Raw genomic sequence first — 13,305 nt, forward strand, 5'->3', positions numbered from 1 at the left:
CCGGCGCCCCGGGCACGGCGGCGGTGCCCGCCGTCGTGCCCGGTCCCGCCAAGCCGGGGGCGGCACCGACTTCCGCTGCCCGTGCCGACAAGGCGGCGGACCGGCGGAACTTCCTGCGCGGCCTCGGCACCAGCGGCACCAATCCCAAGGCGCTGCTGCTCTACCTGGCCCTGATCCCGCAGTTCATCAGCCCGGACGCCCTGTTGCCGGTGCCCATGCAGACCGGGTCGTTCGGCCTGGCCCACATGCTCGTCTCCGCCGTGGTCTACAGCGGGGTGGCACTGGGCGCCCGCCGGCTGCTGCGCTCACGCCCGGCGGCAGCACGCGTGGTGACGCTGGCCAGCGGCATCATCATGATCGGCCTCGGCGTGGTGCTGCTGGCCGAGCAGCTGCCCGGGCTGGCCGAAAGCGCCAGCCGGCTGCTCGCCGTCGTCCGCTAGGCGCCAAGCCGTCCCGCCCCGGCAGGAGCGGCGGCTGCCGGGCCTCACCCCTCCGCGCGGGCGCGGATCGTGTTGATGATCGCCGAAAAGTCCTTGTCCGCGCCGCCCTCCTCGGCGAACCGGCGGTAGATCTCCGCGGCCCGGCTGCCCAGCTCCGCGGTCACCCCGGTCGCCTTCAGTGCCTCGAGCGCCAAACCCAGGTCCTTGGCCATCAGCGCGCCGGCAAAACCAGGCTGGTAGTCCCGGTTGGCCGGGCTGGCAGGCACCGGTCCGGGCACGGGGCAGTTGGTGGTCAGCGCCCAGCACTGGCCGGACGCATTGGAAGCGACGTCGAACAGCGTCTGGTGCTCCAGCCCCAGCTTCTCCCCCAGCACGAAGGCCTCGCAGACGGCGATCATGGACACGCCCAGGATCAGGTTGTTGCATACCTTGGCGGCCTGTCCGGCCCCGGCGCCGCCGCAGTGCACGATCCGCCGGCCCATCACCTGCAGGATCGGCTCGGCCTCGGCAAAGTCCGCCTGCGGCCCGCCGACCATGAAGGTCAGCGTCCCGGCCGCGGCTCCCACCACGCCGCCGGAGACGGGCGCGTCCAGGCAGCGGTGCCCGGCGGCCCCGGCAGCGGCGTGCGCCTGCTTCGCATCCTCCACGGCGATGGTGGAGCATTCCAGGAACAGGGTTCCCGGCGCCGCCGCGGCCAGCACGCCCCCGCTGCCGTCCGGTCCGGAAAACACGTCCAGCACCTGCCGCCCGGTCTGCAGCATGGTGATGACGACGCCGGCTCCTGCCGCCGCGGCGCCGGCCGATTCCGCGATCCCGACGCCGGCCTGCCGCGCCGCCTCGTTGGCCGCCGGCACGACGTCGAACCCCGTGACCTCGTAGCCGGCCTTGACCAGGTTCGCGGCCATCGGGCCGCCCATGTGGCCCAAGCCGATGAAGGCAATGCGTGTGCTCATGACGCTCATCTCCTCATGGTTGAACTGCTGCTGACGGCACCTCAGGTCCGGGCCAGGGCCAGCCCCAGCTCCCGCGGCCCCAGTCCGGCAAAGAACGCCTCGACCTGTGCCGCGGAAACCTCCCCGAGCATGGGCGGATCCCAGCGCGGGGTGCGGTCCTTGTCAATTACCTGGGCGCGGACCCCTTCGGCGAATTCCCGGCCTTCGAGGCAGCGCAGCGAGACCCGGTACTCCTGGTCCAGCACTTCCTCGAGGCTGCCGAGGCCGCGCGCCCGGCGCAGCGACGCGAGGGTCACCTTCAGCGCGGTCGGAGACTTGCCCAGTATTTCCCCGGCTGCCGCGCGTGCGGCCGGCGCCGGATGGGCCCGGAGCCGGCGGAGGATCTCCTCGACGCTGTCCGGCGCATAGCATTGGTCGATCCACTCCCGCTGCCCGGCCAGCGGCGACGGCGGCACGTCCCGGACCGCGAACCGCGCGGCCGCCTCCCCGGCCGGCTCCTCCGCAAGCGCGTCGGCGAGCGCCGGCAGGTCCGCGCCGGGCACAAAATGGTCGGCCAGGCCCAGGACGATGGCATCCGGCCCGGAAGCCGATCCGGCGGTCAGCGCCAGATGGGTCCCCAGTTCGCCGGGGGCGCGGGAGAGCAGCCAGGTCCCGCCGATGTCCGGCACAAAGCCGATGCCCACCTCGGGCATGCCGACCTTGGTCCGCTCGGTCACGATCCGCACCGACCCGTGCGCGGAGACGCCCACGCCGCCGCCGAGCACCAGCCCGTCCATGAAGGCCACATACGGTTTCGGGTAGCGGGCAATGCGCGCATTGAGGACGTATTCGTCCGCCCAGAAGCCGGCCGTCGCACGTCCGCCGGCGCGCGCGTCCCGGTAGATGGCCACAATGTCGCCCCCGGCGCACAGGCCGCGCTCACCGGCACCGGTCAGCAGGACGGTGCCGACGCCGTCGTCGTGCTCCCAGGCGGCCAGGGCTGCCAGGACCTCCCGGACCATCCCGTGCGTGAGGGCGTTGATCGCCTTCGGCCGGTTGAGGATGATGTGCCCAAGGCGGCCCCGCCGCCGGATGAGTACCTCCGGTTCGCTGCTGTCCATGGTCCCTGGGCCCTTCCGCCGGCGTGGTCTTCCGAAACCATGTCTACCCTGCCCGGCCCCGTTGGTCGAGTGCCGGCCGGCCGCCGGGGCTCAGGCGCTGACCAGGCCGGCGACCTCCGCCAGCAGTTGCGCCGAGCGCAGCCTCGCCGTTGCCTCCATCGCCTGATGCGCGACGATCAGCTCGTCCGCTCCGGCATGGGCGGCGAAGGCATCCAGGTATTCGTTCACCGCCTCCGGCGTGCCCATCGCCGTGTACTGCAGCATGCCGGCAATCTGCCGGCCCTGCGGGGTATCGAGCAGCAGGTCCGCCTCCTCATCCGTGAGCGGGCGGTCCGGGACCAGGAAGCGGGCCACCCGGTGACGCCGGATGGCGCGGAACTGTTCCTGCGCCTCCTCGTTGCTGTCCGCGGCGACAACATTGACGCCGGCGATGACGTAGGGCTCGGGCTGCTGCTCCGAGGGCTGGAACTCGCGCCGGTACAGGGCCACGGCGTCGGTCAGCGCGGCCGGCGCGAAGTGCGAGGCGAAGGCGTAGGGCAGGCCCAAGGCCGCGGCCAGCTGGGCGCCGAACATGGACGAGCCGAGGATGTACAGCGGCACGTTGGTGCCCTTGCCCGGCACCGCCTCCACGCCCGGGATGCGGCTGGGGCCGGCCAGGTAGCCCTGCAGCTCCAGCACGTCCTGGGGGAAGGATTCGGCGGACATCGGATCCCGGCGCAGGGCGCGCATGGTGGCCTGGTCGCTGCCCGGGGCCCGCCCCAGGCCCAGGTCGATCCGGCCCGGATGCAGGGTCTCCAAGGTGCCGAACTGCTCGGCAATGGTCAGCGGGGCATGGTTGGGCAGCATGATGCCGCCGGCGCCGAGGCGGATGGACTCGGTGTGCGCGGCAATGTGCGCGATCAGCACGCTGGTGGCCGAGGAGGCGATGGAGGGCATGTTGTGGTGTTCGGCGTACCAGACGCGCCGGTAGCCGGCCTCCTCCGCCAGTTGCGCCAGGGCCACGCTGGCCTCGAAGCTCTCCCGTACGGGCTGCCCCTCGGAGATCGGTGCAAGATCCAGGATGGAGAGGGGAACAGTCACGTCGGTGCAGCCTTTCGTAGCGGTGTAGGCCCGGTTCGGTTGCCCGGGTACACCATAGACAACGACGGCGGCGACGGGCTTATTTCAGCCCGGCATCGCTCCGAGCTGCCGCAGCATTCCCACCACGTCCTCCACGTGCCAGATCTCGGCGATCCGTCCGTCGGCGATCCGGTAGATGTCGATGTAGCTGAAGGTGGCCTTCTTTCCCGTCGCCGGCATGCCCATCAGCTCGCCGGTGTTCGTGCCGGAGGCAACGCCGTGCAGCGCCACCCGGTCCCCCTCTGCAACGAGGTTTTCGACAGTCGAGCGCAGGTCGGGGAAGGCCGCGTGGTACATGCGCATGGCTTCAAAGAGCTCCTCGCGGCCGGAGTCCTGGCCCGGACCCGAGGGATGGTCCACGAAATCGGCTGCCACAATGCCAGCCATGGCTTCCACATCACCGGCGTTGAAGGCCTCATTGAAGCGGCGGGCGACCTGCTTGTTCTGTTCGGTCACGGCCCTTGTCCTTTCGGTCAGGCAAACCGGGCTGGCCTGCAGTCTACGCCCGGCGTACGCTCGGGGTCATGCGTGTTGCCATCGTGGGAGCCACCGGTAATGTCGGGACCGCCCTGCTGCGCCGCCTGAAGCAGGCACAGCGCGAGCGCGGCGACGACCTGCAGGCTGTTGGCATTGCCCGGCGGCTGCCGGATTCCTCGACGGAACCGTACGACGGCGTGGCGTGGCATTCCATCGACATCGCCTCGGATTCCGCCCGCGGACGGCTGGCCGAGGCATTCCGGGAATGCGACGCCGTCGTGCACCTGGCCTGGGTGCTGCAGCCGAACCACAACGAGCCGTTCATGCGCCGGATCAACGTGGACGGCACCGCGAACGCGCTGGCCGCGGCCGCCGACGCCGGCGTGCGGCACTTTGTCTGCGCCTCCTCGCTGGGCGCCTACAGCCCCGGGCCGAAGGATCCGCCGGTGGATGAAAGCTGGCCGGCCCGCGGCATCGCCTCCTCGCACTACAGCCGCTGGAAGGGCGAACAGGAAGAGCTGCTGGATGCGTTCGAACAGGAGCACCCTTACATCCCGGTGGCCCGGGTGCGGCCCGGGCTCATCTTCCAGACCGACGCCGGCAGCCAGATCGGCCGCTATTTCCTCGGCCCGTTCATTCCCAAGTTCATCCTGAACAAGCTGCGGCTGCCTCTGCTGCCGGTGCCGGCACAGTTCAAGTTCCAGGTGGTGCACGCCGACGACATCGCCGACGCCTACTGGCGGGTGGTGGACCAGCGGGCCTCGGGGGCCTTCAACGTCGCGGCCGACCCGGTGTTCACCCCGGAACTGCTGGCCGGGATGCTCGGAGCCCGCAGGGTGCTGGACGTTCCGGTGGGGCTGGTGCGGGCCGCCGTCGGTATCTCCTGGGTGCTGCGCCTGCAGGCCACGGATCCGGGCTGGATCGACATGGCCGCCAACGTGCCCATCATGAGCACGGCCCGGGTGCGGGAGGAGCTGGGCTGGGAACCGAAATACAACTCGCTCGAGGCGCTGCAGGCGGTGCTGGACGGGCTCAGCGAAGGCGACGGGATCGAGGCGTCGCCCACGCTGCGGCCGCGTTGACTACAGTGGGCCCATGACCAAGGCATCCAATATTGAAGCCATCGAGAGGGCCACCGGCACCGGGTGGGAGAACTGGGTGGAGTTTTTGGACGGGCTGGGCGGCCAGGACCTGCCGCACAAGGAAATCGCCCGGCACGCCCACGAACGGCTGGTTGAAGCGCACCCGAATGCCGGCTGGTGGGCGCAGAGCGTGACCGTGGCTTACGAGCAGCATATCGGGCGCCGGCAACCCGGGCAGAACTGCGACGGCGACTTCCAGGTCGGCGTGAGCAAGACCTTCAACGGCAGCATGGACGAAGCCCTTGAGGCTTGGTGCGCCTTGGTCGGCGGCCGCGAGGAGTTCTCCGGGGTGCCGCTGGAAAAGGAGCCTGCCACCAGTTCAACGGAGAAGTGGCGCTACTGGCGTGCGGCCCTCGCGGACGGCAGCCGGGTCAGCCTGGACATCTGCCAGAAGGCCCCGGGCAAGGCCGGTATGGGCATCAACCACACCAAGCTCGATTCGGCGGAGGCCGCGGAGCACTGGCGGGCCTTCTGGCGGGGCATGTTCAAGGACCTGTAGGCTCCGGGGCCGCCCGAGTCCATGCTCGATACGCCCGCTGCGCGGGCTACCCGGCCACCGGCCCGGCTCAGGCCGCCGGGTCCGCCGCCCCGGCGAACTGGGACATGTAGAGCCGGTAGTAGGCGCCCTGGGCCTCCAGCAGCTCGGCGTGGCTGCCCTGTTCCACGATCCGGCCCTCTTCCATCACCAGGATCACGTCCGCGTCCCGAATGGTGGAGAGCCGGTGCGCGATCACAAACGAGGTCCGGTCCGTGCGCAGCGCGGCCATGGCCTGCTGGACCAGCAGCTCGGTGCGGGTGTCCACCGAGCTGGTGGCCTCGTCCAGGATCAGCAGTGACGGGTTGGCCAGGAACGCCCGGGCAATGGTGATCAGCTGTTTCTCGCCGGCGCTGATGCTGTTGCCCTCCTCGTCGATCACCGTGTCGTAGCCCTCGGGCAGCGCATGCACGAAGCGGTCCACGTAGGTGGCCTTCGCCGCGGCGATCACCTGCTCCTCGGTGGCCTCCAGGTTGCCGTAGCGGATGTTCTCGAAGATGGTCCCGCCGAACAGCCAGGCGTCCTGCAGCACCATGCCCACCTTCGAACGCAGCTCCGCCCGGCTCAGCTCGGTGATGTCCACGCCGTCGAGGGTGATGCGGCCGGAATCCAGCTCATAGAAGCGCAGCACCAGGTTCACCAGGGTGGTCTTGCCCGCCCCCGTCGGACCCACGATCGCCACCGTCTGGCCGGGACGCACGGCCAGGGAGAGGTCCTCGATCAGCGGCTTGTCCGGGGTATAGCTGAAGGTGACGTGCTCGAATTCCACGTGCCCGTCGGTCTTGGCCGGCAGGTGCCTGGTCGGGGCGTCCGGCAGCTGCTCGTCCTCGTCCAGCAGTTCGAAAACCCGCTCGGCGGAGGCCACACCGGACTGCAGCATGTTGGCCATGCCCGCCATCTGGCCCAGCGGCTGGGTGAACTCGCGTGAGTACTGGATGAACGCCGTCGCATCGCCCAGGGTCATGGAGCCGGAGGCGACGCGCAGGCCCCCCACCACCGCGATGCCCACATAGCTGAGGTAGGAGATGAAGTTCATCACCGGCATGATCATCCCGGAGACGAACTGCGCCCCGAAGCTGGCCCGGTACAGCGCCTCGTTCTTCTCGTCGAACTCCCTGAGCACGTCCGCCTCGCGGCCGAACACCCGGACCAGGTCATGGCCGCTGAAGGCCTCCTCGATCTGCCCGTTGAGCCCGCCGGTGTTCTTCCACTGGGCGGCGAACAGCTTCTGGCTGCGCGCGCCGATCAGCCCCGCGCCGATTCCGGCCAGCGGCAGCGCGATCAGGGCGATCAACGCCAGCTGCCAGGACACCACGAACATCATCACGGTAATGCCCAGCACGGTGAGCACGGACATGACCAGCTGGGCGAAGGCCTGCTGCAGCGCCTGCTGGATGTTGTCGACGTCGTTGGTCACCCGGGACAGCACGTCGCCGCGCTGCCTGGTGTCGAAATAGTTCAGCGGCAGCCGGTTGATCTTGCCCTCCACGTCCATGCGCAGCCGGGCGACCACCCGCATGACGATCCGGTTCAGGACCCAGCCCTGCAGCCACATGAACAGCGAAGCCACCAGGTACATGCACAGCACCACGGCGATCAGCCGGCTCAGCAAGGTGAAGTCGATGCCCGCACCGGGCACCAGCGTCATCCCGGAGAGCATGTCCGCGAACTGGTCCTGGCCCTGGGAGCGCAGCCCTTCGATGACCTGCTCGCGTGTCAGGCCTGCCGGCATGTCCCTGCCCACCACGCCGCCGAAGATCACATCCATGGCCTGGCCGAGGACCTTCGGGGCGATCACGTTCAGGACGACGGCGACGACCACCATGGCCAGCACCGCGACAATCCCTGCGCGCTCGGGCTTGAGCAGCCCGAACAGCCGCTTGGCCGAGGGCCAGAAGTGCCTGGCCTTCTTGGCCGGGGTGCCGCCGAACATGTCCCCGTCCGCCTCGGTGGGACGGAATTCCTCGTCGAGGATCTCCTCCCCGGGGATTTCCTCTCCGGGGTCGCGGAGATCTTCAGCCAGTTGCGACTTGTCCAGGTTCATGCCACTTCCTCCGCGCTGATCTGGGACTGGACGATTTCCCGGTAGGTGGGCGAGGTTTCCAGCAGCTCCTCGTGCGTGCCCCGGGCCACGATCTCCCCGTGTTCCATGACCAGGATCTGGTCCGCGTCGGTGATGGTGGAGACCCGCTGGGCCACGATGATCACGGCGGCGTCGCCGGTTTGCTCCTTCAGCGCCGCCCGCAGCCGCGCGTCGGTGGCTACATCCAGGGCGGAGAAGGAATCATCGAAGACGTAGACCTTGGGCCTGGCCACCAGCGCCCGGGCGATGCACAGGCGCTGGCGCTGGCCGCCGGAGACATTGGTGCCGCCCTGGGCGATGCGGGACTGCAGCCCGTCCTTCCTGGCCCGGACAAAGTCCTCGCCCTGGGCCACGGCGAGGGCCTGCCAGAGCTCGTCCTCGCTTGCCTCCGGGTTGCCGAAGCGCAGGTTGTGCGCGATGGTGCCGGAGAAGAGGTACGGCCGCTGCGGGACCATGGCCACGCGTTCGGTGATGTCCCGGCGCGAGAGCCCGGTCACCGGCACGCCGTCGAGGAGCACCTGGCCGGAACCGGCGTCGAACAGCCGCGGCAGCAGGGACACCAGCGTGCTCTTGCCCGCCCCGGTGCTGCCGATAATCGCCGTCGTCTGCCCGGGTTTGGCGGTGAAGCTGATGTTGTTCAGCACCGGTGCCTCGGCGCCGGGGTAGGCAAAGGTGACGTGGCGGAATTCGACGACGCCGGCGCTGGCCGCCGGCACCACCGGCACAGCGGTCACCTTGGGCTCGAGGATGGAGGGCTCGACGTCGAGCACCTCGCCGATGCGGTCCGCGCAGACCGAGGCGCGCGGAATCATCATGGCCATGAAGGTGCCCATCATCACGGCCATCAGGATCTGCAGCAGGTACTGCAGGAAGGCGGTCAGCGCACCCACCTGCATGTCCCCGGCGTCCACGCGCAGGCCGCCGAACCACAGCACCGAGGCGGTGGAGATGTGCAGGATCATGCCGATGGCCGGGAACATCAGCACGAACAGCGAGCCGATGGCCAGTGAAACGTCGGTCAGTTCCTGGTTCGCCGCGGCGAAGCGCCTGGTCTCGTGCGGCTCGCGGACGAAGGCACGCACCACCCGGATGCCGGTGATCTGCTCGCGGAGCACCCCGTTGATCCTGTCGATCTTCGTCTGCATGCTCCGGAACAGCGGCATCAGCCGCCAGACCAAAAAGCCCACCACGGCGCCCAGCAGCGGCACGGCAACCCAGACCAGCCAGGACAGGCCCACGTCCTCACGCAGGGCCATGATGATCCCGCCGATGCACATGATCGGGGTGGCCACCATGAAGTTCAGGCCCAGCAGCACCAGCATCTGCACCTGCTGCACGTCGTTGGTGCCGCGGGTAATCAACGACGGCGCGCCGAAGCGTCCCATCTCCCGGGCCGAATAACCGGAGACCTTGTGGAAGACGGCGCGGCGAAGGTCGCGGCCAACGGCCATGGATGCCTTGGCACCGAAGTAGACGGCCGCAATCGCCGTGGCGACCTGGGCCAGGCAGACGGCGAGCATCAGGAGGCCGGTGCGCCAGATGTAGCCGGTGTCCCCGCGGGCTACGCCCTCGTCGATAATCCGGGCATTCAGGCTGGGCAGGTAGAGGGTGGCAATGGTCGAGGCGAGCTGCAGGACAACGACGGCCAGGATCGCCGGCACGTACGGTTTCGAATAGTCGCGGATCAATCGGAGCAGCATAAAGGATGCTCTTTCTCATGTGGCTGCGAGGGAAAGCCGGTGCCCCGGCCAGCACTGAGGCTACACCACCCCGCCGACACTCCAGCGGCGGACGGGCCAGCACGATCAAGGCCGCCCGGGCTCCGGGCAGCTAGTGGACCTCCGGGAGATCCGCGCCACACAGGTAAGTAATTCCACCAGGCGCATCCGGCATCGCAGGCCGCTCACCGAACCCGAAGGACTGCGGTCCGCGCCCGGTCGGCCCGGTCTCGGACCGCTTCGGCTGCCGCGGGCCCCTGATGGCGTGCGTGCTCGTCTTCCCGGTCTTCACCCCCCCTCTTCCCGCTGATGCTCGGCGAATACGGCGGGCACCAGGTTCCGCTGTTCGAGGCCCTGCCCCGCTAGTCCGAGTACTGCTTCCGCAAGTCCGCCTTGCGGATCTTGCCGCTGGCGGTGCGGGGCAGCTCCTCCACGATGACAATGCTCCGGGGGATCTTGTAGCGGGCCAGCCTGCCCTGCAGGTGGTTCCGGATGTCCTCGGCGGTGACACTGTACCCGTCGCGCACGGTCACGACGGCCCGGGGCACCTCGCCCCACTTCTCGTCCGGGACGCCAATGACGGCGACGCTGCCGACCGCCTCCAGTTCGACGATGACCTGCTCGACCTCGGCCGGGTAGATGTTCTCCCCGCCGGAAATGATCATGTCCTTGAGCCGGTCCGAGATGTAGAGGTAGCCCTCCTCGTCCACGTAGCCCATGTCCCCGGACTTGAACCAGACGCCGTCGGCATAGCTGGACGCGGTGGCATCCGGGCGGTTCCAGTACTCCCTGATCACGTTCGGGCCCATAATCTGGATCTCCCCCACGTCGCCGGCCGGCAGCACTCCCCCGGCGGGATCGGCGATGCGCACATCGGTGAAGAAGTGCGGCAGCCCCGCGGAGCCGGCCTTGTCCCTCGACTTGTCCGGAGCCAGGCTGGTGGCCCCGGGCGCGGTCTCGGTCATCCCGTAGCCGCCGGTGAAGGACAGCCCGCGGCTCTCGTAAGCCTCCAGCACGCGCATCGGCACCGCCGAGCCGCCGCAGGTGAGCTTGGTCAGGGAGCTAATGTCGGTCTTGTCCCAGTCCGGGTGCTCGCAAAGCATCTGGTAGGTGGTCGGCACGCCGCTGATGCTGGTCGCCCGGTACTGCTCGATCAGCCGCAGGGTCCGGCCGGGCTCGAAGCGCGGCTCCAGGATCACCGTGGCGCCCTTCAGCAGCGCCGGCAGCACCCCCATGCCCAGCGAGGCGACGTGGAACATCGGCGCGATCATCAGCGCCACGTCCGAGCTGACCATGTCGTAGTCCACCAGCACATTCATGCTGTTCCAGGTCAGGTTCCCATGTGTGAGCAGGGCGCCCTTGGGCCGGCCGGTGGTGCCGGAGGTGTACAGGATCATCGCAGGGTCCTCCAGCGCGACCTCCACATCCAGGTGGGTGTCCGCCCCGCAAGCGATGACGTCCTCGAAAAGCTCGGCGGCGGCATCCGCCGGCGGCGCCTCCCCGCCGGCAGCCTCGGTATCGGCGACGACCATCCGGCGCGTCAGCGAGGTCTCCTTCCCGCCGCGGACCGCCAATCCCTCCAGGCTGCGGGCGTGGACGAGGATGCTGCTGCCGGAGTCCTCCAGCGCGAACTGGATTTCCGGCGGGGCCAGCCTGGTGTTCAGCGGGACGAAGATGGCCCCCAGCGTGCCGCAGGCGAAGAAGGTTTCCAGGAACGCGGCATGGTTCTCGCCCAGGTAGGCCACCCGGTCCCCCTTGGCGACGCCGCGGTCCGCGAAGGCGTTGGCGAGCCGGTCCACGCGCTCGGCAAACCGGGCATAACTCAACCCGGCCCCGCCGCTGACCAGCGCGGTCTTGCCAGCGGACTTGACCCGGCGGCGGTGAATCCACGTTCCCACGCCCTGGTTGCGCATCCTGACACACCCTTCACGCTCTCCCCGGCTGGGGGGATTCCCTGTCGACTTCCAACCCTCCGCGTGATCCCAGTCACGCGGAACACTCCCTTACGCTAGAGGGGATTAGTTGAAAAAGTCAATAGTTGGAAAAGCTGCTGAAGGGTGGGCGCGGCGGGTGCCGCGCCCACTACTCGGGCAGCAGCCCCTTCAGGTCCGGCTTCGTGTCGATCAGCCCGTCCTTGAGCGAAATGTCGGCAATCTTCTCGATCGAGGCGGCATTGACCTCCTGCTTGTACTTGGGCAGGGTCAGCTGCTTGATTACCCCGGGATCCAGCTGGGTGTACTCGGGCAGGATCGCGCGGACCTTGTCCGGGTTCTGCTCCGCGAACGCCTGGGCCTTCTTCATCCCCTCGGTAAAGGACTTCACGACATCCGGATGCTGCTGGATGTACTGATCCGAGGTGAAATACACCGCCACGGTCAGGTCATCCACCGGGTGGGCGTAGTTGGAGAAGACAGGCACGGCACCGTCGCCCTTGGCCAGGGTCACGAATGGCTCCACGGCGGCGATGGCCTCCACCCTCCCCTTATCCAGCGCGGCCCGCATGTCCGGGAACGGCATCTCCACAAAATCGAGGTCCTTCGAATTCCCTCCCGCTTCGGCGACTGCCTCGCGGATGGTGGAGTCGGAGATATTGTTCAGGGTGTTGACGGCGATCTTCCTGCCCACCAGGTCCTTGATGTCCTTGATGCCGCTGTCCGGCTTGACCATGACGGCCGCGAAGTCCGCGTCGGGATCGCCCGTGGAGGAGGAGCCGCTGGCCACCATCTTCAGCGGCAGGCCCTTGGACCGGGCAATAATCAGCGAAGTGACGTTGCTGAAGCCAAAGTCCATCTGGCCGTTGGTGATCGCCGGGACGATGGCGGCGCCGCCCTGCGCCTGGGTAAGCTCGACGTCAAGCCCTTCCTCCCTGAAGATCCCCTCCTTAACGCCCAGATAGATCGGTGCGACATCCACGATCGGGATGACGCCGACTTTGACGTGGGTCAGGCCGGGGCTGCCGCCGGCCGCCGGCGCAGACTCCCCGCCGGACGGGCTGCCGCCGCCGCAGGCGGTCAGGGCAAGGACGGCCGCGGCCGCCAGGGCCGCTCTGAATCTCTTCATGCTTCTGCTCCCACGGGTCAGCCGGGCCGACGGCAGGAATCCGCCGGGTGTGCCGCACATCACGCTACCTATGGCCATAGAGGGTGGTCAACGGACACGGCCGATCTCCCGCGGGCCCGGCGGCCGGCCGCCGCCGCCATACTCCCCGGCCCCCTTACTCCTCGGTGAAGGTATGGGCCAACACCCAGGACGGGAAGGAGCTGATCTTCGCGTCGATGACCAGCGGCGTGCTCCGGTCCCCGGCCAGCCAGTCGCGCACCGCGGTGTCCAGCTCCGTCAGGCTCATCATGAGCCCGCCGTCGCCCACGCCCGCCACCGCCATCCGGTCCGGATTCGCCACGGCGGTGCCGATGGCGCAGGACAGCGCGAGCCCGATGGACTGGAAGGCCAGCGGCAGGCAGTAGCCGCGGGCATCGGGAACCTGGAAGAACATCGCCGCATAGCCGCTGAAGTTGCCGCCGTCGGGCACCACCACACGCTCGATCGGCAGCAGGTCGTTCAGCGCCGGCGTCAGGGTTCGCGGGTCGATGGTGCCCCCGCCGTGGACCGGTTCGAAGGCCACGTCCGCCCGCTGGCTGCCGGCGAAGGTGCCGAGGCCCACGGCCGAGGTGGTCAGCAGCGCGCCGACGCGGTCCGCGAGCGCCTCGAGTTCGGCGCGGGCGGCAATGGCCCCGCTGC

General features: G+C 69.0%; 12 protein-coding genes. 3 read left to right on the forward strand and 9 right to left on the reverse strand.

Annotation, left to right across the window (positions count from 1 at the left end; genetic code table 11):
* Positions 1 to 440 (forward strand): LysE family translocator (locus ACFQ36_RS15060; protein ID WP_377014973.1); only part of this gene is annotated, 440 nt, incomplete at its 5' end.
* A gap of 44 nt (positions 441 to 484) precedes the next feature.
* Here ACFQ36_RS15060 and mmsB read toward each other — a convergent pair.
* From mmsB to ACFQ36_RS15080, 4 genes are all read right to left on the reverse strand, one after another.
* Positions 485 to 1,393, reverse strand: coding sequence for a 3-hydroxyisobutyrate dehydrogenase (gene mmsB / locus ACFQ36_RS15065; protein ID WP_377014975.1), 909 nt, complete (start codon positions 1,391 to 1,393; stop codon positions 485 to 487).
* Positions 1,394 to 1,434: 41 nt separating this feature from the next.
* Positions 1,435 to 2,493, reverse strand: coding sequence for an enoyl-CoA hydratase/isomerase family protein (locus ACFQ36_RS15070; protein WP_377014977.1), 1,059 nt, complete (start codon positions 2,491 to 2,493; stop codon positions 1,435 to 1,437).
* Positions 2,494 to 2,583: 90 nt separating this feature from the next.
* The gene (locus tag ACFQ36_RS15075) at positions 2,584 to 3,573 is read right to left on the reverse strand and encodes an LLM class flavin-dependent oxidoreductase (RefSeq protein WP_377014979.1); all 990 of its coding nucleotides are present in this window, start codon (positions 3,571 to 3,573) and stop codon (positions 2,584 to 2,586) included.
* Positions 3,574 to 3,657: 84 nt separating this feature from the next.
* On the reverse strand, positions 3,658 to 4,068 hold the full coding sequence (locus tag ACFQ36_RS15080; RefSeq protein ID WP_377014981.1) for an ester cyclase: 411 nt from the start codon (positions 4,066 to 4,068) through the stop codon (positions 3,658 to 3,660).
* Positions 4,069 to 4,136: 68 nt separating this feature from the next.
* Here ACFQ36_RS15080 and ACFQ36_RS15085 point away from each other — a divergent pair, with 68 nt between their 5' ends.
* Both ACFQ36_RS15085 and ACFQ36_RS15090 read left to right on the forward strand, forming a co-directional pair.
* Entirely contained in the window at positions 4,137 to 5,171 is a 1,035-nt protein-coding gene (locus ACFQ36_RS15085) for an NAD-dependent epimerase/dehydratase family protein (protein WP_377014983.1), read from the forward strand.
* Between the two features lie 13 nt (positions 5,172 to 5,184).
* The gene (locus ACFQ36_RS15090) at positions 5,185 to 5,730 is read left to right on the forward strand and encodes a hypothetical protein (protein ID WP_377014985.1); all 546 of its coding nucleotides are present in this window, start codon (positions 5,185 to 5,187) and stop codon (positions 5,728 to 5,730) included.
* A gap of 67 nt (positions 5,731 to 5,797) precedes the next feature.
* On the opposite strand, the gene ACFQ36_RS15095 is transcribed toward ACFQ36_RS15090, so the two are convergent.
* From ACFQ36_RS15095 to ACFQ36_RS15115, 5 genes are all read right to left on the reverse strand, one after another.
* Complete coding sequence (locus ACFQ36_RS15095; RefSeq protein WP_377014986.1) at positions 5,798 to 7,810, reverse strand: ABC transporter ATP-binding protein; 2,013 nt, start codon at positions 7,808 to 7,810, stop codon at positions 5,798 to 5,800.
* Positions 7,807 to 9,549: an ABC transporter ATP-binding protein gene (locus ACFQ36_RS15100; RefSeq protein ID WP_377014988.1), complete on the reverse strand. Its 1,743-nt coding sequence runs from the start codon at positions 9,547 to 9,549 to the stop codon at positions 7,807 to 7,809. Before ACFQ36_RS15100 ends, ACFQ36_RS15095 begins: the two co-directional genes overlap by 4 nt.
* A 380-nt stretch (positions 9,550 to 9,929) precedes the next feature.
* Positions 9,930 to 11,480 (reverse strand): long-chain fatty acid--CoA ligase, encoded by a 1,551-nt coding sequence (locus ACFQ36_RS15105; RefSeq protein WP_377014990.1) that lies wholly within the window; start codon positions 11,478 to 11,480, stop codon positions 9,930 to 9,932.
* Positions 11,481 to 11,649: 169 nt separating this feature from the next.
* Positions 11,650 to 12,627, reverse strand: coding sequence for an ABC transporter substrate-binding protein (locus tag ACFQ36_RS15110; protein ID WP_377014992.1), 978 nt, complete (start codon positions 12,625 to 12,627; stop codon positions 11,650 to 11,652).
* 154 nt (positions 12,628 to 12,781) lie between these two features.
* On the reverse strand, positions 12,782 to 13,305 hold a 524-nt coding region (locus tag ACFQ36_RS15115), incomplete at its 5' end, for a thiamine pyrophosphate-dependent enzyme (protein ID WP_377014994.1).

The organism is Arthrobacter sp. GCM10027362 (genome assembly GCF_042679445.1).
Classification (GTDB): Bacteria; Actinomycetota; Actinomycetes; order Actinomycetales; family Micrococcaceae; genus Crystallibacter.

Coding starts and splice junctions, on each gene's coding strand:
- ACFQ36_RS15105 (WP_377014990.1), bottom strand. CDS start 11,480: ATGCGCAACCAGGGCGTGGGAACGTGGATTCACCGCCGCCGGGTCAAG.
- ACFQ36_RS15085 (WP_377014983.1), top strand. CDS start 4,137: ATGCGTGTTGCCATCGTGGGAGCCACCGGTAATGTCGGGACCGCCCTG.
- ACFQ36_RS15095 (WP_377014986.1), bottom strand. CDS start 7,810: ATGAACCTGGACAAGTCGCAACTGGCTGAAGATCTCCGCGACCCCGGA.
- ACFQ36_RS15100 (WP_377014988.1), bottom strand. CDS start 9,549: ATGCTGCTCCGATTGATCCGCGACTATTCGAAACCGTACGTGCCGGCG.
- ACFQ36_RS15090 (WP_377014985.1), top strand. CDS start 5,185: ATGACCAAGGCATCCAATATTGAAGCCATCGAGAGGGCCACCGGCACC.
- mmsB (WP_377014975.1), bottom strand. CDS start 1,393: ATGAGCACACGCATTGCCTTCATCGGCTTGGGCCACATGGGCGGCCCG.
- ACFQ36_RS15110 (WP_377014992.1), bottom strand. CDS start 12,627: ATGAAGAGATTCAGAGCGGCCCTGGCGGCCGCGGCCGTCCTTGCCCTG.
- ACFQ36_RS15070 (WP_377014977.1), bottom strand. CDS start 2,493: ATGGACAGCAGCGAACCGGAGGTACTCATCCGGCGGCGGGGCCGCCTT.